Source organism: Amycolatopsis circi, assembly GCF_003385235.1.
GTDB classification, from domain to species: domain Bacteria; phylum Actinomycetota; class Actinomycetes; order Mycobacteriales; family Pseudonocardiaceae; genus Amycolatopsis; species Amycolatopsis circi.
Genome location: NZ_PQIA01000028.1, coordinates 31,728 through 51,223 on the forward strand (window position 1 = coordinate 31,728; position 19,496 = coordinate 51,223).

Below are 19,496 nucleotides of genomic sequence, written 5' to 3' on the forward strand. Positions count from 1 at the left end.
AACCGGTTTTAACACTCACGAGCCTTACTGGACCCAGGTCCCCAACACCGGCTTGAACTCGCGGACGGTGCGCTCGGCCACCACGCCCTCGATCGCGTACGGGTCGTTGTCGATCAGCTCGGTCAGCGCCGCCTCGTCCTCGGCCTGCCAGAGCACCAGCCCGCCGGAGTTGTCCGCGAGCGGACCCGCGACGGCGACGCGACCTGCCTCGACGTGCTCTTTCAGGTAGTCCCGGTGCCGCGGCCGGACGTCGGCCAGCTTCTCCTGGACGTAGCGGATTTCGACGAGGTACCAGGCCATGCGCTTACTCCCGGGGTGAACACGACGGTGACGCCGCAGACGCTACCGGTGACCTCCGGGCAGACGCACCATGCGAGCGGTGGCAGCGGAAGGCCAACCCGATAGGCTGGGCGCGGGCGGAACCTGTGTGCACGCTGAGCCCATCGCGCGCCAACGGGCCTGCTGAGCGGACACGTCGAGGACAGGCGGGGATACATGCTGGAGGGGAACGCGGAACGCAGCGTCGAGGCGACCCTCGGCCACCTGCGGACCATGGACGGGCCGGTCCCGGCGCAGCCGCCGACCGCCCCGTTGAACCTGGAAGACCTCTACCGGCAGCACCGGATGCGGCTCGTGCGGCTCGCCATCCTGCTGGTCGACGAGCCGGCCACGGCCGAGGACGTCGTGCAGGAGGCCTTCACCGGGCTGCACCGCAACTGGGGCAGGCTGCGCGACGCCGCGGCAGCGGTCGGCTACCTGCGCACCGCGGTGGTCAACGGGTCGCGCAGCGTGCTGCGGCGGCGCAAGACCGCGCGCGAGTACGTGCCCCCGCACGCGGTGAACGCCCGGTCCGCGGAAAGCCTCGCGATGCTCTCGAGCGAGCACCAGGCCGTGGTCAACGCCCTGTCGAAGCTTCCGCCGCGCCAGCGCGAGGTGCTCGTGCTGCGCTACTACGGCGGGCTGAGCGAAGCGGAGATTTCCGAAGCCGCGGGCATTTCGAAGGGCACTGTGAAGTCAACCGCCAGCCGAGCGCTGGAGGCGCTGCAGAAGGCAATGCAGCCGCCCCAGTGACCTGGCCGGACCAATCTCGCGCTGGTCGGCCCTCTCTGGTCCAGACCAATATATGCTGGACCGCGTGAAGCACCCCGGAGACTTCGTCATCACGGGCGGCCGCGTCGTGGCCCCGGACCGCGTACTCGACGACGGCTGGCTCGCCGTGTCCGGCGGACAGATCGCCGCGGTAGGCACCGGCACACCCCCGAGCAGCGCGGATGCCGCGACGGTGGACGTCGCAGGAGCGCTGGTCGTGCCGGGTTTCGTGGACACCCATTGCCACGGCGGCGGCGGTGCCTCGTTCTCGACGCTCGACCCGGACGAGATCCGCACCGCGGTCCGCGCGCACCGGCGGCACGGCACCACGACCATGCTCGCGAGCCTGGTCTCCGACCCGATCGACCTGCTCACCGAGCAGATCGCCGCGCTGCGCGAACTCGTGCAGGAGGGCGACCTCGCGGGCATCCACCTGGAGGGCCCGTTCATCTCGCGTGCCCGCTGCGGCGCGCACGACCCCGACACGCTGCGCGAGCCGGATACCGGCACCGTCGAGAAGCTGCTGCGCGCCGGCCACGGCGCCATCCGGATGGTCACGCTCGCGCCGGAGCTGAACGGCGGCGTCAAGGCGGTCCGGCAGCTCGCGGAGTCGGGCGTGATCGCCGCGATCGGCCACACCGACGGGGTCGCTGACCAGCTGGTTCCGGCCATCGACGCCGGCGCGACGGTCGCCACCCACCTGTTCAACGGCATGCGTCCGCTGCACCACCGCGAGCCGGGCCCGGTCGGCGTGCTGCTCGACGACGAGCGCGTGACCGTCGAGTTGATCTGCGACCTGGTGCACCTGCACCCGACGGTCGTGCGGCTGGCCGCGCAGCACGCGGGCCGCGGCCGGACGGTGCTGATCACCGACGCCATGTCGGCCACCGACGCCGCCGACGGCCGCTACACCCTCGGCAGGCTGGAGGTCGACGTCCACGACGGCGTCGCCACGCTGGACAACGGTTCACTCGCCGGAAGCACGCTGACCATGGACAACGCCTTCCGCAACCTGGTGAAGGGTGCGAAACTCGACGTACTGGACGCCGTCCGGGCGACGTCGGCGCGACCGGCCGAACTGCTCGGCATCGCCGACCGCACCGGCGCACTGCGCCCCGGCCTCGCCGCGGACGCCGTGATCCTGGACGACGACCTGCGCCCGTCCCGGGTACTGCACCGGGGCGAGTGGGTCGCCGAGGCGGGCCGGGCTACCTTGAGTACGTGACGAGCTAGCACTTCGACAGGCGGACGGAGCGGATGAGCGAGCCGAAAGACCCGGAACGGTTACTGGCCGACGCGCTGCGTGCACAAGCCGTCTTCGCCCCGCATGTCGTGGCGAACCCGGTCGAAGAGCCCGCCGGTGCCGCTGACTCCGGTTCCGGGACCGGCTCGCAAGGCGCGGTCCAGCCCGGCCCTTCCGGCACCGGATCGTTCAGCGCCGCCGGCGGTCCCGGAATTTCCGGCCCCGGTACTGCCGGGACCGGCTCCTTCGCCGCCGCTCCGGCTTCCGGCACCGGCTCGTTCGGCGCTTCGGCTCAGACGGGCGCGCCGTCGCAGACCGGCCCGACCACCGAACTGCCGCCCAACTACGGCCTGTTGTCCGGGGCGGGCGCCGACTCGCTCGCCCGAGAACGCGCCGCCCTCGATGCGGCCGACTACACCTCGCCCGGCACGACCGGCTCGATCCCGCCGGTCGGGGCCAACGACGCGACCGTCCGCCGTCCCGTTCAGGCGGCGCAGAGCGGCCCCCTGCCCGCGCACTGGGTCCTGCTGCTGGCCGTGCTGCTGGGGCTGGCCGCCGGGTCCGTCATCGGCCTCCTGACGCTGATCTGAGGCCGGGATCCGCCCCGGCTTGCCCGGACGGTCACTCCGGCAGGCACTCCCGGGCCGAGTTCTTACTGTGCCGATCGTTGCTAATCCGACCACAGCCACGGCCGAATGACTTCGCCGCAACGGTTACGTGCCGCTGCGGGGTCGGCCTGCTTTTGGCCGGATTAGCAACGGCGATCTTACACCGATGACCTGCGATTTCCTTGCCCGATGAGGCCACCGTGAGTCACCCTGTACCGTTTTCGGTGTGATTCTCGCCCAGAACACAGTGACCACCATGTCCCTGCTGCCGTCGTGGCTGGACCCGCAGCATCTGCTGAACGGGCTGACGGCGCCCGTGATCGCCGTGCTGTGCTTGATCATCTTCATCGAGAGCAGCATCTTCCCGGTGCTGCCCGGCGACTCGCTGCTCTTCACCGCGGGCCTGTTCATCGCGAACGGGACGCTGAAGGCGCCGCTGTGGCTGGTGTGCGTGCTGGTCACGGTCGCCGCGCTGCTGGGCAACGTCGTGGGGTACTACCTCGGCTACTTCGCCGGGCCGAAGCTGTTCAGCAGGCCGGATTCGAAGTTCTTCAAGCAGGAGTACGTCGACAAGACGCACAGCTTCCTGGAGAAGCACGGTCCGAAGGCCGTCGTGCTGGCCCGGTTCGTGCCGTTCGTGCGGACGTTCATCACCTGGATCGCCGGCATCGGCCGGATGGACCCGAAGCGCTACTTCACGTACACGATCCTCGGCGGCATCCTCTGGGCCGCGGGCATCACCGTGCTGGGGTCGCTGCTGGGCAACATCGGCTTCATCCGGGACAACGTCGACGCGATCTTCGTCCTCATCGTGCTGGTGTCGGTGGTCCCGATCGCCATCGAGTACCTGAAGAGCCGCCGCGAGAAGAAGGCTCGTCCGGCCGACGATTCGGCCGACGTCACGCAGCAGATCCCGCGCGTGCGCGACTGAGGTTTTCTCGGCTGGCCGAAGCGGCGTCCGGACTTTTCCGGACGCCGCTTCGTCGTTGCTGGGTGGTGCTGGGGTCAGTCGGCCATCGAGAACATCGAGCCCGGGTTGAAGAGGTTCTCCGGGTCGAGGGCCTGTTTGATCTGCCGGTGCACGCGGATCCCGACCGGGCCGATCTCGCGGGCGAGCCATTCGCGCTTGATCTTGCCGACGCCGTGCTCGCCGGTCACCGTTCCGCCGAGGGACAGGCCGACCTCAAGGATCTCGTCGAACGCCTGCTGGGCGCGCGCGAACTCGTCCTCGGAATCGGGCGCGTACACGATGGTCGGGTGCATGTTCCCGTCCCCGGCGTGGCCGACGACGGCGATCTTGAGCCCGACCTTCTCGCTGATCCGTTCGCAGCCGCGGATCAGCTCGGCGATCCGGGTGCGGGGCACGCTGACGTCGTCGGTGAGCCACACGCCGTAGGTCTCCAGCGCGGTCAGCACGACGCGGCGGGCCTGCAGCAGCATCTTGCCCTCTTCGAGGTCGTCCGTGGCGTAGACGAGGTCCGCGCCGCAGTCGGTGCAGATCTGTTCCAGCAGCGCCAGTTCGCGCCGGGCGGCCTCGCCACCGGCGTCGGACTGGCCCAGCAGCAGGGCCTGACAGTCCGAGCCCGCGCCGAGGTCGGTGTTGAGGTAGGTCTCGGACGCCTTGATCGACGCCGCGTCCATGATCTCCAGCAGCGACGGCACGAGCCCCTCGCGCACCGCCCGTGCGACCGCTTCGCCGGCCGCCTCGGTGGTATTGAATCCGGCGACAAAAGTGGCCGGGGCCTGCGGAAGCGGCCGCAGCGAGACGGTCGCCTGGGTGATGACGCCGAGCGTGCCCTCGCTGCCGATGAACAGCTTGGTGAGGTCGTACCCCGCGACCCCCTTCACCGTGCGGCGGCCGGTTTTCAGCAGCGATCCGTCCGCGAGGACGACTTCGAGGCCGAGCACCGAATCGGTGGTCACGCCGTATTTCACGCAGCAGAGGCCGCCGGCGTTGGTGGAGAGGTTGCCGCCGATGGTGCACCAGTCGTAGCTGGACGGGTCCGGCGGATAGAACAGGCCGTGCTTCTCGACGGCGGTCCGGAAGTCGAGATTGACGACGCCCGGTTGCACGACGGCGAGCCGGTTGCCCGCGTCGACCTCGACGATCTCGTTCAGCTTCGTCAGAGAGAGCACGACGCAGCCGTCGATCGCGTTGGCCGCGCCGGAAAGCCCGCTGCCCGCCCCGCGCGGCACGATGGGGACTCTCGCTTCGGCACAGGCACGGACAGTCGCCTGCACTCCCGCGGTATCCGCCGGAAGCACGACCGCCAGCGGTTTCCCCGAGGGAGCGAGCGGCATCATGTCGCGCGCGTAGGCGTCGGTGACGTCAGCGTCGGTGAGCACCGCGGCCGGGCCGAGGTCGTCCCGAAGCCGCTGGAGGAGGGCGTCGTTGCTCATTCCCGCATGGTAAACCGGGATGTTCGCAGTGCGGAATATTAATTCCGATATTAGCTGGTCCGGAGGGCGCGCAGCACGGTGTCGCGAGTGTGCCCCGTACCCGGCGGGGCCGGAGATACCCTCGGCCGAGTCTCGTTGACGAGGACGGTCCACTCCTCGCCGAGAAGCCGCACGATGTCGTCGGGCTGGCAGTAGCCGGAGTGCTCCGGTCCCAGGTCGTGCGGATCATGACTGCCGAAGAGGAAAGTCCCGCCGGGCGCGACTGCGTCGAGCAGCTTCCGCGGCACGCCGTCGTCGTGCCGGAGCGGGAAATACTGCACGTTGACCAGGTCGAACGCCCTCGCCGGAACCGGGCTCGCGGCCAGATCCGAACACACCCAAGCGATCCCGGCGTTAGCGGCAGCCGCCCGCTGCAACGCGGTGCGCGAGATGTCGAGCGCTGTCACCTGCCAGCCGCGCGCGGCCAACCACCGCGCGTCGCCGCCTTCGCCACACCCGACGTCCAACGCCTGTCCCGGCGGCAACCCCTCGGCCTCGGTGACGAGCACGCCGTTGGGCTCGCCGCTGAAGACCTGCTCGCGACTGCGGTAGAGGTCTTCCCAGAACTGTGCGTCGTGTGGTGCTTCGGATTTCCCGGACGGAGCCATTTTCGTTGCCACCTCCGCCGTTCACGATTCCGCTGACCGCGCCGGACGGCAAGGTTCTTTGCCGGAACCGCAAAATCAGTTCCGGAGGTTCTCCAGGTCTGCCAGCAGACCGGGGTGTTTCGGCTCCCAGCCGAGCGCTTGCCGGGTGTGCGCGCTGGAGGAGGGCTGATCGGTCGCGAAGATCGGACCGAGCGGACCGTAAGTCTCCTCCGGCACCGATTCGACCGGGAGCCCCAGCCGCCGTCCGATCACTGCCGCGATGTCAGCGACCGGAACGCCTTCGTCGGCGACCGCGTGCCAGGACGTACCGGGCTGCGCGTTTTCCAAAGCGAGCCGGAAGAGCACTGCCGCGTCGAGCGCGTGCACCGCCGGCCACCGCTGCGTGCCGTCGCCCGGATAACCGGACACTCCCGTTTGCCGGGCGATGTTGGTCAACAGACCGGCAAACCCGCCCTCGCCGTTGTTGTGCACGGTGCGCGGCAGGCGTACCGCGGACGCACCAAGCTCCAGAACCTCGGCGACCGTGCGCCCCCTCCCGCCGACAGGCCCGTCGATCGAAACCGGATCAGCCTCGGTCGACGCGCGACCCGGTGCATACGGCGTCCCCGAGACCGTCACCAACGGCCGACCGCTTCCGACTAGCGCCTCAGCCTGCGCCTTGAGCGCCGCCGTTTCCTCGGCGACCGCGTTCGCAAGAGCTTCGTCGCTGCTGAACGCATTGGCGAAGGCGAGGTGAATCACCCCGTCGGCCTTGGCCGCCGCCGCACGGATGACGTCCAAGTCCGCCAGCGCACCCCGCACCGGCTCGGCACCAGCCTTTTCGGCCGCCGCGGCGGAGGCGTCGGACCGCGCGAGCGCGAGGACGGAATGGCCGTTGCCCAGCAGTTCGGCGACGACAGCGGAGCCGACCAAACCAGTGGCTCCAGTGACGAACACGCGCATGGATCTCTCCCGCAAAGTGATGGGACTCTTGTCCCGTCATACGGTACCAGAGTGACGGGACAAAGGTCTCGTCACATAGGATGGTTCCATGGCCCGATGGGAACCCGGAGCGCGCGAACGGCTGGTCGTAGCGGCCGTCGACCTGTTCGCCGAACAGGGCTACGACGCCACGACGGTCGCGCAGATCGCTGAGCGCGCAGGCGTCACCAAGAGCACGTTCTTCCGGCATTTCCCGGACAAGCGAGAGTTGCTGGTGGCCGGGCAGGAAACGCTGAGCAGACTGCTCGCGGAGGGAATCGCCGACGCCCCCGCCGGTGCCAGCCCGTTGACAGCAGTCGCCGCCGGTCTCCGCCGCGCCGCGACCGCGATGGGCCCGATGAACCGGGAACTCGCCCCTCGGTTGAAGGCCGCCGTCGCGGCCAGCACGGAACTCCAGGAGCGGGACGCGTTGAAGAGCGTCGGCCTGGCTGCCGCGATGACCGCCGCCCTGACCGCCCGAGGCCTGCCCGACGCGACTGCGGCGCTCGCCAGCGAGCTGGGCGTGCTGGCTTTTAAGCGGGGGTATTTCGAGTGGTCCGAAAGCGATCGCGGGGCTGATGCCGATCCGGCGGAGTATTTGGTGGCCGCACTGGATGAGTTGCGGGCGGCGAGTGCTTCGCTGGGCTGACCAGGCAATAGCTGAACCCCGCCCGGCAGCCGTCCCCGCATGCTTTGCACTGGACTGGCTCCGCGCCGGACAGCGACCGCAGGTCTCGCCAGCGAACCGGGAGCGCTGACCGTCAAGCGCGGCTGTCCCCGGGTCGTCGGAGAGCGGCCACGGAGACGATGCCGAGCCAGCTGAGCATCTCGAAGGCTCGCGCGGTGAGCGCTTCGCTGGACTGAGCGAGCGGGGTCCGAGCAGTGCCAAAGGACTCCGCTCGCGTCAGGGCCGTTCCGGACATCTTCGATCGGACGGATCCGCGCTGGACTAGCAGCGTCGGACAGCCGCCCGCTTTGAAGGACTTTCCTTGCCCAGCAACCGAAACTTCCCGCGCGGCAGGCGCGGCACCGCCCGTCAGGCAGGCGAGTCACGCGGACATCGCGGACTCCTCCGATTGCGCGGCCTGCGGGCGGTTTCGGCGGCGTCCCAACCGACAGATGGATCGGATGACACTGGATCCGCACTGGCCCAGTGCCAGCGGAAGCCACTTGAAGCATTCCCTTGCCCAGCAAACGAAACTTCCCGTGCCTCCGGCTGATCAGCTTGCGGGTGGTTTCCGCGGCGTCCCAACAGACAGGCGGATCGGAACGGCACTGGCCCTGTGCCAGCATGAGCAACCCGAAGCATTTCCCTTGCCCAACAAGCGAAATACCCAACCCCACACGCACGCTGGCTAGCCGAACCCGCACCGTCCGTCAGGCAGGCGACACCTGTTCACCTGCCTGACGGGACCGAATCACGCCGACATCGCGGGCTCCTCCAGTCGCGCACCCTGCGGGCGGTTTCGGCGGCGTCCCAACAGGAAGTACGCCTGCAGTGCCGTGTACACGAGGATCGCGGCACCGACCCACGCGCTCGTGTGCAACGCCGTCACGAAGGACTCGCGGGCGGTACTCAGCAGTGCCGCGCCTTCGGCGGCGGGCATGCTGTGCGCGGTGGCTACTGCGCCGCCCAGGGTGTCGTGGGCTGCGGCGGGTGTGGTGGCTGGCAGGCCTGACTGGTAGACCGCCGTGGCGAGGCTGCCCAGCAGGGCCGTGCCTAGTGCGCCGCCCAGTTCGTAGCCCGTTTCCGAGATCGCCGACGCGGCACCGGCTCGGTTGACCGGGGCGGCGGAGATCACGAGGTCGTTCGTGAGGGTTTCGGACAGGGCCACGCCGCCACCGACCAGGACGAAGGCCACTACGACCGCGGCCAGTCCGGCGTCGGCGCCGATGGTCGTCAGGATCAGGAAGCCGGCCGCACCGAGCAACAGGCCGACGCTGACCAGGACCGGCACCCGGACTCGGCGGGCGAGCCAGGCGGCTGCCAGGGCGCCGACGACGCCGGCGACCGTCGCGGGCAGCATCCACAGTGCGGCGACCAGCGGCGTCAGGCCGAGCACCAGCTGCAGGTACTGCGGCAGCAGGAACAGCAGCCCGACCAGGGCGAACACGCCCAGCAGGTTCGTGATCACCGAGCCCGCGAACTTGCGGTTGGCGAACAGCCCGAGGTCCAGCATCGGCTGCTCAAGCCGCCGCTGCCGGCGCACGAACGCCGCGCCCAGCGCCAGCCCGAGCACCATCGCGGCACCGGCGGACCAGGTGATCCCCGACGTCGCGGCGATCTTCACGCCGTAGACGACCGGCAGCATCGTGCCCAGCGACAGCAGCGCCGACCACGGGTCGAAGCGGCCCGGGTTCGGGTCGCGGAATTCCGGCAGCAGCAACGGGCCCGCGACGAGCAGCAGCACCATCACCGGCACGTTGATCAGGAAGACCGAACCCCACCAGAAGTGCTCGAGCAGCCAGCCGCCGACGACCGGGCCGACCGCCATGCCGCCGGAGAACGCCGCGCTCCAGATCGCGACCGCGGTGCGCCGCGTGCGGTCCTCGGTGAAGATGCTGCGGATCAGCGACAGCGTGGACGGCATCAGCGTCGCGCCGCCGACGCCCAGCAGCGCCCGCGCGACGATCAGCATCAGCGGCGACGTGGCGAACGCCGCCAGCACCGAGGCCGCGCCGAACGCCGCACCGCCGATGAGCAGCAGCCTCCGCCTGCCGATCCGGTCGCCCAGCGTGCCCATGAAGACCAGCAACCCGGCCAGGACGAACGAGTAGACGTCGACGATCCACAGCTGTTCCGCGCCCGTAGGCGCGAGATCCTCGCTGAGATAGGGCAGGGCGAAGCCCAGGACTGTCGTATCCACGCTGATCAAGAGGACCGGCAGTACGAGAACTGCCAACGCCCACCACTGGCCTCCGCGCCGCACCATGGCGCACTCTTCCTTCCTTGTACCGTCCAGACGGTACAGTTTCGTTCCTGAGGTAGAAGGTAAACCGTCTGGACGGTATAGTCAAGGTGATGGCTAAACCTTCAGCACGTGAACGCATCCTCGGTTCGTACGAGGTCATCCTCGCCGACCGCGGCCCGGCCGAGATCACTCTCGACGCCGTCGCGGCGCACGCCGGGGTGTCCAAGGGCGGCCTGCTCTACCACTTCGGCTCGAAGGACGCCCTGCGCGACGGCCTGCTCGAACGCCTGGAGCGGCTGACCGACGACGACCTCGAACGCGCGCGCAACGCGCCGGAGGGCGCGGTCCGGTACTACCTGCGCTCGGCGATCACCGACGTCACGAGCGACCTGGCGCTGCATCGCACGACGATGGCCGCGATCCGGTTGGTGCTCAACGACCCGATCGCGGCGGAGGTGTCGCGGCGCTGCACCGCGCGCACCCGCGAGCTGATGCTGGAGCACGTCGAGGACCCGTTGACCGCGGAACTGGTGATGCTGGTCGGCGAGGGCCTCTACATGCGCGCGGCGCTGGGCGAAGACGCGACAGGAAGCCTGCTGGAGCAGATCGAGGAGATCGCGGACCGGATCGAGGCCGGGGCACCGGCCAAGGCGACGGTCGCGGCGGGACCTCGAAAGAGCTGAGCCGCAGAGATCACCAACGCACGCGGGCACCCGACTTCACGTCCGTGAGGGGAACCCTGAGGGAATCAGAGTCCCTCAGGGTTCCCCTCACGGACTGCGAACTCAGCCGCGAACCTCAGCGAGCCAGCCCGTAAACCCGCTCGATCTCCACCGTCAGCACCAGCCGCCGATCCGCCACCATCGCCGCGCGGTACTCCGCCCAGTCCGGATGCTCGCCCGCCACCTTGCGATACAGCGCGATCAACGCCTCCACCGCCTCGTCGTCCGGCGCCGAAGCGACCGGCGAAAGCACCGCCCGCCCCTCGGCCACCGCGTACGACCACCCATTCGACGACGCCACGTGGTAGCTCACCCGCGGATCCCGCCGCATGTTCTTCGTCTTCGCCCGCGTGTCCGTGATCGACACTTGCAACTGGCGAGCGTCGCGATCGAAGTAGTGCGTCACCGTCGACAGCTGGGGACGGCCGTCTCGCTTCAGGGTCGCCAAGACCCCCTGCTTGCCCGCCGCGATGAGGTCGTAGAGCGCTGTGTCGTCAGTCATACCCCTACAACGGCCCGGCGAGAAGGATCTGTTCCCGCTCCGAGACCCCGAGTGACCAGCGGCGTCCGCATATCGGGAGAAACCGGACGATACCCCTCCGGTTTAAATCTGCTTGCATGCGGCAACTAAAGTGTCATGTGACACAACCATAGGCCGGCCGCTTGCGAAATACGCCGTACGGGCACACTCTTGCTTGAGGCAACTAGTTGCAGTCGCCAACCAATGGTTTGCTCCACCCCAAGGAAGACCCACATGGCACCTCAGAACTCCGCCGTCAGGCCCGAGGCCGACCTCGACCTTGCCGACCAGCTCGGACACGAGCTGGTCCGGTTCATGCGCTTGATCACCAAGGCGAAGTCCCAGGTCGCCAAGCACGGTCCGGACGGGATCGAAAGGGCCGCGTACGCGATCCTCTTCTGCCTCGTCCACGAAGGTCCGCAACGCACCAGCAAGCTGGCCGAGTTCCTGCACTCGGAGATCTCCACGATCAGCAGGCAGTCCAGCTCGCTCGTGCAGCACGGACTCGTCGAACGGCAGGCCGACCCCGAGGACGGCCGCGCCTGCTTGCTCGCCCCGACCGCCGAAGGCCTGCGCGTCTTCGACGAAAACCGCAAGCACCGCGCCCGGTGGCTGGCCGACGTACTCGGCGACTGGAGCCAGGAGGAGCGCGAGACGCTCAACGAGCTTCTCGCGCGGCTCAACACAGGTATCGAAAAGAACAATCCGTCGCTGTCCGAAATCACGGCGGCGGGACAGGCCAAGGGGGCCTCGAACGCATGACGTCCACCGTTGAAAAACAACCTCAGTCGCGAGGGGGAGCGCCCGCTGAAGACAGCGAGAGCGGTCCGCGGCTGACTCACCGCCAAATCGTCACGATCATCAGCGGCCTGATGTGCGGCATGTTCCTCGCCGCGCTCGACCAGACGATCGTGGGCACCTCGATCGTCCGCATCGCCAACGACCTGCACGGCTTCGACCTGCAGGCGTGGGCGACCACGGCGTACCTGATCACGTCGACGATCGCCACGCCGATCTACGGCAAGCTTTCCGACATCTACGGCCGCAAGCCGTTCTACCTCGCCGCGATCGCGATCTTCGTCGTCGGTTCGGCGGCAGCGTCGTTCTCGACGTCGATGTACGAACTGGCCGCGTTCCGCGCGGTGCAGGGTCTCGGTGCCGGCGGTCTGATGTCGCTGGCCATGACGATCATCGGCGACGTGGTGCCGCCGCGGGAACGCGCGCGGTACCAGGGTTACTTCCTCGCCGTGTTCGGCACTTCGACCGTGCTCGGGCCGGTGCTCGGCGGCTTCTTCGCCGGCTTCGACACCCTCGGCGGCCTGCACGGCTGGCGCTGGGTCTTCCTGATCAACGTGCCGATCGGCGTCGTCGCGATGTTCGTCGTCGCGAAGGTGCTGAACGTCCCGCACAACCGCCACGACCACAAGATCGACTGGTGGGGCGCGCTCACCATGGTCGTCGCCGTGGTGCCGTTCCTCGTCGTCGCCGAACAGGGCCAGAAGTGGGGCTGGGGCGATCAGAAGTCGATCTGGATGTACATCATCGGCGGCGTCGGCGTCGTGCTGTTCATCGTCGTCGAAAAACTCATGAAGGACGCCGCGCTGATCCCGTTGCGGCTGTTCAAGAACTCGACCTTCAGCGTGGCCATCATCGGCGGCGTGATCGTCGGTGTGGCGATGTTCGGCGCGATCACGATGATCCCGCAGTACCTGCAGGTCGTGCAGGGTTACACGCCGACCGAATCGGGTCTGCTGATGCTGCCGCTGATGGTCGGCATCATGTCCGCCTCGATCATCTCCGGCCGGATCACCTCGAAGACCGGGCGCTACAAGATCTTCCCGGTCATCGGCACGATCCTGATCGCGGCGGGCGCGTTCTTCTTCGCGCTGGTCAAATACGACACCCCGATCTGGCACCCGCTGGTGGCCGCGCTGATCATCGGTCTCGGCCTCGGCCAGTGCATGCAGACGCTGATCATCGCGGTGCAGAACGCGGGCCCGCGCAAGGACATGGGCGTGTCGACGGCGTCGGCTACGTTCTTCCGCCAGATCGGCGGTACCGCCGGGGTCGCGGTGTTCCTGACGATTCTGTTCAACGTGCTGCCGGGCAACATCACCAAGGCGTTCGGCGGGCACATGCCGCAAGGCGCGGGCGGTCAGCTGAACGACCTGTCGAGCAACACGAGCGTCATCCAGACGCTGCCGGAAGCGGTGCGCACGCCGATCCTGATCGGCTTCACCGAGTCCATCACCACGGTGTTCTGGGTCGCGGGCGGCGTCGCGCTGCTGGCCACGCTGGTGCTGCTGTTCATGAAGGAGATCCCGCTGGCTGGCATGAACCCGGCGGCGGCCGCGGTCGAAGGCGGCGAAGCGCTGCTGGACCTCGACGAGCCGGCCCCTGCCCCGGTCGCGGACGACACCGCCGAGATCAAGACGGGTTCGCTGTTCGAGGAGGCCCCGCGCGAGCCGGTGCTCGTCGGAGCCGGGGGCAAGCATGCCCTGACCAACGGCCACGGCGACGCTCAGGCGATCGCTGACGCCCGGCCGATGCCGATCACCAACTCGCTGGCCGACGCCGAATTCGGCACGACCACCAGCTCGGGAGGTGTCCCGGTCACCGGCCACGTGCGCCGCCAGGACGGCAGCCACGTGAGCGCGGCCGCGCTGACCCTGATCGACCAGCAGGGCCGTCAGGTGGCGCGGGCGACCGGCAACGGCGACGGCAGCTACTCGATCCCGACCCAGGGACCGGGAACGTACGTGCTGATCGTGTCCGCTCCCGGGCATCAGCCGCAGGCCTCCAGCGTGGTGGTCGGCGGGCACCCGGCGAATCTGGACGTCACGCTCACCGGTTCCGGCGAGCTGACCGGCGTGGTCCGTTCGATCGGCACCGCGACCCCGCTGGCCAACGCGACGGTCACGCTGACCGACTCGCGCGGCGAGGTCAACGGCGCGTTCATCACCACCGAGGACGGCGTCTACACCTTCAGCGGCGTCGGCGCCGGGCAGTACACGCTGGTCGCGAGCGGCCCGCACTACCGCCCGGTCGCGGTCACGCTGACGGTGCCGGACAGCGGCGTGCTTCGCCACGACGTCGAACTCGCCGGCGCGGTGCTGCTCCAGGGCGTCGCGCGCACCGAGGGCGACCGGATCGTGCCGGACGCGCGGATCACCGTGCTCGACGCGAACGGCAACGTCGCGGCGGTGGCCCGCACCGACAGCGAGGGCCGGTATGTCGTCAGCGACCTGCCGATCGGCTCCTACACGGTCGTGGCGAGCGGCTACCCGCCCGCCACCAGCCAGGTGACGCTGAACGACGGCGAGGCCCAGCACGACGTGCGGCTGAGCTACGACCAGGCGCTCGACGAGCTGGTCGACCGGTCATGAGCGGGGGCCTGCGCGCACAGCTGCGCTCGAACGGCGGATGGCCGGTCGAGAACGCGGTGCTCACGGTCACCGATCTGAACGGTCGCCAGGTCGCGCGGCAGGTCACGGACGCGAAGGGGGCAGTGGTCACCGATCCGCTGCCCCCGGGCGTCTACACCGCCGTGATCACCGCGCCGGGATACACGCCGATGGCCCGCACCGTGCAGATCGGCTCCGACGGGGCCGGACTGCTCGGCGACATCGCGCTGGTGCCGGTTTCCGGCGCGGTCGAGCTGCCGCCCGAGGGCCCCTGGACGATCGACCCGATGCACTCGTCGGTGGTCGCCACCGCGCGGCACATGGGCATCGCAAGCATCAAGGTGCGGTTCCCGGACGTGGCCGGGCGGATCGACGTCGCCCGGCCGGTCGAGCGGTCGACGGTGCACGCCGAGATCAAGGCGGGCAGCATCGAAAGCGGCATCAAGATGCGGGACGACCACCTGCGTTCGGCCGAATTCCTCGACGTCGACGCGTATCCGCTCATCACGTTCGAAAGCACCGGGCTTTCCCAGCTCGGCACGGACAACTGGGCGCTGCGCGGCGTGCTGACGCTGCACGGCGAACGCCGCGACGTCACGCTCGACCTGCGCTACACCGGGCACGGCCCGGACCCGTGGGGCGGCGTGCGTGCCGCGTTCCACGCCGAAACGCAATTGCACCGCAACGATTTCGCGATCAACTACAGCGCGATGGTGCGGGCGGGCGTGGCCGCGATCGGCACGACCGTCAAGGTGGAGCTGGACATCGAGGCGGTGCAGGGCGAGTCCCTGCCGCAGTTCTAGAGAAAGCCGCGACAGGCCGCCCGGGAACTGTTCCGGGCGGCCTGTTCGTTGTCCTGGGCGAAAAGGGTGAACAGTCTGGTTACCCCAGCAATACCCAAAGTCACCGAATGCGGAGGATTCGATGGTTGCGTACTGCAGCCGGTTCCGGCCACGTAGGCTCTTCGCGTGAACCTCGACGCCGCCCAGCCCGCGCACGCCGCGGGGATCGGCCTGAGCTGGCTGGACACCGCCGGCCCGGTGCTCGTCTGGGTCATCGTGCTGTCGTTCGTGCTCATCGAATGCGCGCTCATCATCGGGCTCTTCCTGCCCGGCGATTCCCTGCTGTTCGGCGCGGGCGTGGTGCTCGCGCAGCACGGCTCGGACCTCAACGCGTGGCTGCTGTCCGCGGCCGCGTTGCTCACCGCCGTGGTCGGCAACCAGATCGGCTACTACATCGGCCGCGGCGCGGGCACCACGCTGATCGCCCGGCGCGGCGGGCGGATGCTCAACCGGCACAACCTCGAACGCGCGCAGGAGTTCCTGGACCGCAAGGGATTCTTCGCGATCGTCGCGGCCAGGTGGATCCCGTGGATCCGCACGCTGGCCCCGCTCATCGCCGGCGCCGCGCGGATGGATTCGCGGCGGTTCCTGCTCGCCACCACCGTCGGCGGGCTGCTGTGGGTGCCCACGCTGGTGCTGGTCGGCTACTACGGGGCCGGGCTGCTCGACGTCATCCCGTGGGTCAAAACCGCGGCGTTGTGGGCGAGCATCGCGTTCTTCGTGTTCGGCACCGCGTACGGCGTGCTGCGCTACCGCCAGGAAATGCGGCGTCCGGTCGAAGAACCCGACGACGCGCACGCCTGAGCTTTCAGGCCGGGTCGGACCAGACTTCCAGCTGGATGCCGTCCGGATCGCGGAACACGATCACCGCCGAACCTTCGAAGGTCTGCGACTGCGTGGCGGGCAGGTAGGACACGCCGTACTCCCGCAGGCGGTCCTCCCATTCGGCCACCTCGGCGCGGGACGACACCGAGAACGCGACGTGGTCCAGACCAGTGCGTCTTTCGTCGAACACGGGTCTTCCGGTGTCCGGATGCTGGACCAGCACCACGGAGAAACCGTCTCCCGCCGAACGCAGAACTACTTTGCGCACCCCGGTTTCCGGGTCTTCGCGCCGATGGCTTTCCTCGAGGTCGAGCACCCGGACGTACCAGGGAACACTTCGGTCCACATCGGTCACGGTGAGCGCCAGATGGTGCACAGACGTGAGCTTGGGCATGACTTTCGCGGCCGTCCTTTCAACCCCTTCGTTCCAGAGTCGCACACCGGCACAACCGCTTTGGGCGAGTTCACCGAGTTCCGGGGGCAATCGTGATCTGCCCGTCTCCGGGCGTCTCACAGTCCGAGATCGATCAGCGACCGCCGCCGACCTCAAGCACGGCGCCGACAGTGAAAGACGCCTCCGGGGACAACAGCCACAGCACGGCCGCGGCGATCTCGTTCGGCTGTCCCGCGCGCCGGAGCGGGATCACGGCACTGAACCGCTCGGGCCGGTCCGGCATCCCCGCGGCGGCGTGCAGGCCGGTCTCGACCAGACCGGGAGACACGGCGTTGACCCGGATTCCCTCGTCGGCGACTTCCTGCGCGAGGCCGAAGCTGAGCGTGTTGACCGCCGCCTTGGACGCCGCGTAGTGCACCCATTCGCCCGCCGACCCGGTCCGCGAGGCCGTGGAAGACACGTTCACAATCGCTCCGCCAGACCCGCCGTAGCGCGTCGACATCCGCCGCACCGCCTCGCGGCAGCACAGGAAGACTCCCGTGACGTTGATGTCCAGCACGCGCCGCACGGTCTCGACGCTCTGCTCGTCGAGCCGTCCCGGGGTGTTGCCGGTGATGCCCGCGTTGTTCACCACGCCGACGAGCGGGCCCAGCTCGGCCGCCGCCGAAAAAAGGTCGCTGACCTGCTGTTCGTCAGACACGTCGGCTCGGTGCGCAAGCGCTTGCGCGCCATGGGAACGCACCCGCACGGCGACCTCCTCGGCCGGAGCCGGATCGCCGGAGTAGTTCACCACCACGTCGTAACCACGGGTCGCGGCCAGTTCACAGATCGCCGCCCCGATGCCCCGGCTGCCGCCGGTGACGACCAAAACCCCCACAGGTCACTCCTCAAAACTCAGCCAGGTTTGAGCGGCTCGACGAACTGCGCGTCGAGCCACCGCATCTGCGCCATCCACATCCACCACGTCGCGTCGTCCGGACAATGCTGCCCGTCGACACGCTTCGCCGCGCAGCCATGCTCCCAGCAGCGCGGTGATCGCCGTGCACACGTCGAGCAGCGCGCGTCCCCACCACCATTGGTGCATCGGCGTGTGCAGTTCGAGGACACCGCCGTGCTCCGGCAGCACCGACAACGCCCAGTCCAGCCGGGTCCGCACGTCGGCGAGCACGTCGGGCTCCAGCTGCGGCTCGGTGGTGGTCTCGCGCATCCGCTCCACCAGCAGCGCCAGCCTCGGATCCGCGGCGGGTGTCGCGGGCTCGGTCAGCTGCCGCTCGACCAGCGCCCGCAGCCCGTTCAGGTGCGTGCGCACGAGCGGGAAGTACGGCGGGTACAGCACGGCGATCCGGGCGTCGCCGGCCCGGTCCCAGGTGACCGCGCCGGCGTAGGGATCCGTCGTCGCCGGATCGTCGAACATCACCGCTCAGAGCCTGCTCAGAGGGCGAAATTCGTCAGCGGCAGGTTCTCGAGCACCAGGTCCGCGCGGTCGCGGGTGTTCGCGATCAGGTCCGCGTTGCGCTGGTCGGAGCCGAGCGCGCGCTGCCGGGCCTCCACCAGCGAACGGCCGTAGCGCCGGTGCCGCGACACCAGCCGCTCGATCCGCTCCGGCTCGTCCGGTGCGAGGAACCAGGCCTCGGTGAGGTACTGCCGCACGCCGCTCCACGGGTCGTCCGGCAGCAGCAGGTAGTTGCCCTCGGTGATGACCAGCTGCACCTCGGGCGCGACCGGCACCGCGCCCGCGATCGGCTCCTCGATCTCGCGGCGGAACTCCGGCGCGTACACCGTCTCGCGGCCCTCGGCGAGCCGGCGGATCAGCTGCACGTAGCCGGCCGCGTCGAAGGTGTCCGGCGCGCCCTTGCGATCGGTGCGGCCGAGCCGCTGCAGTTCGACCTGGGCCAGGTGGAAGCCGTCCATCCCGACGACCGCGGCCCGCGAGCCGAGCGCGTTGGCGATCGCCCAGGCCAGCGTGGTCTTGCCGGAGGCGGGCGCGCCGATGATGCCGAGCACGTGCCGTTCCCGCGGTTTGGCCAGCTTTTCGGCCCGCGCCAGGAGGTCCTCGAACGCCGTCATCGCACTCCCTCTTCTCTGCTCTTCGCCAGTTCTCCGACCGGCCCGGTCCACGAACGCGGACCCACGTGCCGGACGCGTTCCGCGGCCACCGCGTTCGCGTATCCGATCCAGTCGGGGACGGCGCTGTCCCGGTTCGCCACGGCGTACGCGAGCGCACCGTGCCACACGTCTCCGGCCCCCAGGGTGTCCCGCGCTTCGACGAGCGGCACGGGGACCTGCCCAGAGTCTTCCGTAGTGCTCCAGGCGACCGGCTCCGGGCCCGCCGTCGTGATCGTCACTGACACTCCGCGTTCGGCCAAACTCGGTGCGGGAGCACGGAACCGCGCCGAACAGGCTGCCACGCGGACCAGTGGCAGCAACTGGTCCAGTACCGGTTTCCAGCTGCCCGCGTCGAGGATCACCGGTATCTCGCGGGTGCGGGCTTCCCGGGCGACAGCAAGCGCTAGCTCGGGATGGTGCCCGTCGACGAGGACGGCTTTTACGCCGTCGAAAATCGGGGCGAGGTCAGGCAGTTCGAGCGGTTCGTCGGCGGCGGCGTTGCGGGAGACGACGGTTCGTTCGCCGTCGCCGTCCCGCACCACGACCGCGCTGACCGGCGGTGCCTGCGTGCGTTCTGGAGCGAGGTCGACCAGGTCGACGCCGCAGGCTTCGAGGTCAGCGCGCGCGAGTGCGGCCAGCGGGTGTGTACCGAGAGCCGTCACGAGAGTCGCTTCGCCACCGAGCGCCGCGACGGTCACCGCGGCGTTCGTCGCGGGCCCACCGGCCGCGACATCCACCTGCAGCGACTGCACTTTCTCGCTCGGCTCCGGAAATTCCGCGACCCGTTGTACGACATCGACGGTGCACAAGCCCGCCAGCAGCAC

At 69.2% G+C, this 19,496-nt stretch carries 21 protein-coding genes; 10 read left to right on the top strand and 11 right to left on the bottom strand.

The window, feature by feature from the left end:
- Positions 1-24: 24 nt before the first annotated feature.
- Positions 25-300 (bottom strand): YciI family protein, encoded by a 276-nt coding sequence (locus D0D37_RS15130; protein ID WP_116201167.1) that lies wholly within the window; start codon positions 298-300, stop codon positions 25-27.
- A gap of 195 nt (positions 301-495) precedes the next feature.
- Between D0D37_RS15130 and D0D37_RS15135 the strand changes: the two genes are divergently transcribed.
- The 4 genes from D0D37_RS15135 to D0D37_RS15150 all read left to right on the top strand — a co-directional run bounded on the left by D0D37_RS15135 (position 496) and on the right by D0D37_RS15150 (position 3,871).
- Entirely contained in the window at positions 496-1,071 is a 576-nt protein-coding gene (locus tag D0D37_RS15135; RefSeq protein WP_051172562.1) for a SigE family RNA polymerase sigma factor, read from the top strand.
- A 52-nt stretch (positions 1,072-1,123) separates the two neighbouring features.
- Positions 1,124-2,314, top strand: coding sequence for an N-acetylglucosamine-6-phosphate deacetylase (gene nagA / locus D0D37_RS15140; protein ID WP_116201168.1), 1,191 nt, complete (start codon positions 1,124-1,126; stop codon positions 2,312-2,314).
- A gap of 32 nt (positions 2,315-2,346) precedes the next feature.
- Positions 2,347-2,922, top strand: coding sequence for a hypothetical protein (locus D0D37_RS15145; RefSeq protein ID WP_116201169.1), 576 nt, complete (start codon positions 2,347-2,349; stop codon positions 2,920-2,922).
- A 244-nt stretch (positions 2,923-3,166) separates the two neighbouring features.
- Positions 3,167-3,871 (top strand): DedA family protein, encoded by a 705-nt coding sequence (locus D0D37_RS15150; protein WP_116201170.1) that lies wholly within the window; start codon positions 3,167-3,169, stop codon positions 3,869-3,871.
- A gap of 74 nt (positions 3,872-3,945) precedes the next feature.
- Here the strand turns inward: D0D37_RS15150 and D0D37_RS15155 are convergent, their stop codons facing one another.
- The 3 genes from D0D37_RS15155 to D0D37_RS15165 form a co-directional block, all read right to left on the bottom strand.
- A complete protein-coding gene (locus tag D0D37_RS15155) occupies positions 3,946-5,340 on the bottom strand; it encodes an FAD-binding oxidoreductase (RefSeq protein ID WP_116201171.1) in 1,395 nt (464 codons plus the stop codon).
- Positions 5,341-5,390: 50 nt separating this feature from the next.
- Positions 5,391-5,987, bottom strand: a complete 597-nt coding sequence (locus tag D0D37_RS15160) for a class I SAM-dependent methyltransferase (RefSeq protein WP_116201172.1) — start codon at positions 5,985-5,987, stop codon at positions 5,391-5,393.
- A gap of 75 nt (positions 5,988-6,062) precedes the next feature.
- Positions 6,063-6,929, bottom strand: a complete 867-nt coding sequence (locus D0D37_RS15165; RefSeq protein WP_116201173.1) for an SDR family oxidoreductase — start codon at positions 6,927-6,929, stop codon at positions 6,063-6,065.
- 88 nt (positions 6,930-7,017) lie between these two features.
- Between D0D37_RS15165 and D0D37_RS15170 the strand changes: the two genes are divergently transcribed.
- Positions 7,018-7,596 carry a TetR/AcrR family transcriptional regulator gene (locus D0D37_RS15170; RefSeq protein WP_116201174.1) on the top strand — a complete coding sequence of 193 codons (579 nt, stop codon included), beginning with the start codon at positions 7,018-7,020 and terminating at the stop codon, positions 7,594-7,596.
- 769 nt (positions 7,597-8,365) lie between these two features.
- On the opposite strand, the gene D0D37_RS15175 is transcribed toward D0D37_RS15170, so the two are convergent.
- On the bottom strand, positions 8,366-9,880 hold the full coding sequence (locus tag D0D37_RS15175; RefSeq protein ID WP_116201175.1) for an MFS transporter: 1,515 nt from the start codon (positions 9,878-9,880) through the stop codon (positions 8,366-8,368).
- An 89-nt stretch (positions 9,881-9,969) separates the two neighbouring features.
- Here D0D37_RS15175 and D0D37_RS15180 point away from each other — a divergent pair, with 89 nt between their 5' ends.
- Positions 9,970-10,542, top strand: a complete 573-nt coding sequence (locus D0D37_RS15180; protein WP_116201176.1) for a TetR/AcrR family transcriptional regulator — start codon at positions 9,970-9,972, stop codon at positions 10,540-10,542.
- 115 nt (positions 10,543-10,657) lie between these two features.
- Here D0D37_RS15180 and D0D37_RS15185 read toward each other — a convergent pair whose 3' ends face one another.
- Positions 10,658-11,083 (bottom strand): PPOX class F420-dependent oxidoreductase, encoded by a 426-nt coding sequence (locus D0D37_RS15185; RefSeq protein ID WP_116201177.1) that lies wholly within the window; start codon positions 11,081-11,083, stop codon positions 10,658-10,660.
- Positions 11,084-11,335: 252 nt separating this feature from the next.
- Here D0D37_RS15185 and D0D37_RS15190 point away from each other — a divergent pair, with 252 nt between their 5' ends.
- The 4 genes from D0D37_RS15190 to D0D37_RS15205 all read left to right on the top strand — a co-directional run bounded on the left by D0D37_RS15190 (position 11,336) and on the right by D0D37_RS15205 (position 16,151).
- Complete coding sequence (locus D0D37_RS15190; RefSeq protein WP_116201178.1) at positions 11,336-11,863, top strand: MarR family winged helix-turn-helix transcriptional regulator; 528 nt, start codon at positions 11,336-11,338, stop codon at positions 11,861-11,863.
- On the top strand, positions 11,860-14,487 hold the full coding sequence (locus D0D37_RS15195) for an MFS transporter (protein ID WP_116201179.1): 2,628 nt from the start codon (positions 11,860-11,862) through the stop codon (positions 14,485-14,487). Before D0D37_RS15190 ends, D0D37_RS15195 begins: the two co-directional genes overlap by 4 nt.
- Entirely contained in the window at positions 14,484-15,308 is an 825-nt protein-coding gene (locus D0D37_RS15200; RefSeq protein ID WP_116201180.1) for a YceI family protein, read from the top strand. Before D0D37_RS15195 ends, D0D37_RS15200 begins: the two co-directional genes overlap by 4 nt.
- 165 nt (positions 15,309-15,473) lie before the next feature.
- Positions 15,474-16,151, top strand: coding sequence for a DedA family protein (locus D0D37_RS15205; protein ID WP_116201181.1), 678 nt, complete (start codon positions 15,474-15,476; stop codon positions 16,149-16,151).
- A 4-nt stretch (positions 16,152-16,155) separates the two neighbouring features.
- Here the strand turns inward: D0D37_RS15205 and D0D37_RS15210 are convergent, their stop codons facing one another.
- The 5 genes from D0D37_RS15210 to D0D37_RS15230 form a co-directional block, all read right to left on the bottom strand.
- Positions 16,156-16,566: a VOC family protein gene (locus D0D37_RS15210; protein ID WP_116201182.1), complete on the bottom strand. Its 411-nt coding sequence runs from the start codon at positions 16,564-16,566 to the stop codon at positions 16,156-16,158.
- Positions 16,567-16,699: 133 nt separating this feature from the next.
- Positions 16,700-17,443, bottom strand: coding sequence for an SDR family oxidoreductase (locus D0D37_RS15215; protein ID WP_116201183.1), 744 nt, complete (start codon positions 17,441-17,443; stop codon positions 16,700-16,702).
- Positions 17,444-17,446: 3 nt separating this feature from the next.
- A complete protein-coding gene (locus tag D0D37_RS15220) occupies positions 17,447-17,983 on the bottom strand; it encodes a hypothetical protein (protein ID WP_208719960.1) in 537 nt (178 codons plus the stop codon).
- A 14-nt stretch (positions 17,984-17,997) separates the two neighbouring features.
- Positions 17,998-18,633 (bottom strand): nucleoside/nucleotide kinase family protein, encoded by a 636-nt coding sequence (locus D0D37_RS15225; protein ID WP_116201184.1) that lies wholly within the window; start codon positions 18,631-18,633, stop codon positions 17,998-18,000.
- Positions 18,630-19,496 (bottom strand): PfkB family carbohydrate kinase, encoded by an 867-nt coding sequence (locus D0D37_RS15230; protein WP_116201212.1) that lies wholly within the window; start codon positions 19,494-19,496, stop codon positions 18,630-18,632. The genes D0D37_RS15225 and D0D37_RS15230 overlap by 4 nt, the downstream gene beginning before the upstream one ends.

What these genes read in the sequence shown, in the direction of transcription:
- D0D37_RS15130 (WP_116201167.1), bottom strand. Translation starts at nt 300, where the DNA reads ATGGCCTGGTACCTCGTCGAAATCCGCTACGTCCAGGAGAAGCTGGCC.
- D0D37_RS15135 (WP_051172562.1), top strand. Translation starts at nt 496, where the DNA reads ATGCTGGAGGGGAACGCGGAACGCAGCGTCGAGGCGACCCTCGGCCAC.
- nagA (WP_116201168.1), top strand. Translation starts at nt 1,124, where the DNA reads ATGCTGGACCGCGTGAAGCACCCCGGAGACTTCGTCATCACGGGCGGC.
- D0D37_RS15145 (WP_116201169.1), top strand. Translation starts at nt 2,347, where the DNA reads ATGAGCGAGCCGAAAGACCCGGAACGGTTACTGGCCGACGCGCTGCGT.
- D0D37_RS15155 (WP_116201171.1), bottom strand. Translation starts at nt 5,340, where the DNA reads ATGAGCAACGACGCCCTCCTCCAGCGGCTTCGGGACGACCTCGGCCCG.
- D0D37_RS15160 (WP_116201172.1), bottom strand. Translation starts at nt 5,987, where the DNA reads ATGGCTCCGTCCGGGAAATCCGAAGCACCACACGACGCACAGTTCTGG.
- D0D37_RS15165 (WP_116201173.1), bottom strand. Translation starts at nt 6,929, where the DNA reads ATGCGCGTGTTCGTCACTGGAGCCACTGGTTTGGTCGGCTCCGCTGTC.
- D0D37_RS15170 (WP_116201174.1), top strand. Translation starts at nt 7,018, where the DNA reads ATGGCCCGATGGGAACCCGGAGCGCGCGAACGGCTGGTCGTAGCGGCC.
- D0D37_RS15175 (WP_116201175.1), bottom strand. Translation starts at nt 9,880, where the DNA reads ATGGTGCGGCGCGGAGGCCAGTGGTGGGCGTTGGCAGTTCTCGTACTG.
- D0D37_RS15180 (WP_116201176.1), top strand. Translation starts at nt 9,970, where the DNA reads ATGGCTAAACCTTCAGCACGTGAACGCATCCTCGGTTCGTACGAGGTC.
- D0D37_RS15185 (WP_116201177.1), bottom strand. Translation starts at nt 11,083, where the DNA reads ATGACTGACGACACAGCGCTCTACGACCTCATCGCGGCGGGCAAGCAG.
- D0D37_RS15190 (WP_116201178.1), top strand. Translation starts at nt 11,336, where the DNA reads ATGGCACCTCAGAACTCCGCCGTCAGGCCCGAGGCCGACCTCGACCTT.
- D0D37_RS15195 (WP_116201179.1), top strand. Translation starts at nt 11,860, where the DNA reads ATGACGTCCACCGTTGAAAAACAACCTCAGTCGCGAGGGGGAGCGCCC.
- D0D37_RS15200 (WP_116201180.1), top strand. Translation starts at nt 14,484, where the DNA reads ATGAGCGGGGGCCTGCGCGCACAGCTGCGCTCGAACGGCGGATGGCCG.
- D0D37_RS15210 (WP_116201182.1), bottom strand. Translation starts at nt 16,566, where the DNA reads ATGCCCAAGCTCACGTCTGTGCACCATCTGGCGCTCACCGTGACCGAT.
- D0D37_RS15225 (WP_116201184.1), bottom strand. Translation starts at nt 18,633, where the DNA reads ATGACGGCGTTCGAGGACCTCCTGGCGCGGGCCGAAAAGCTGGCCAAA.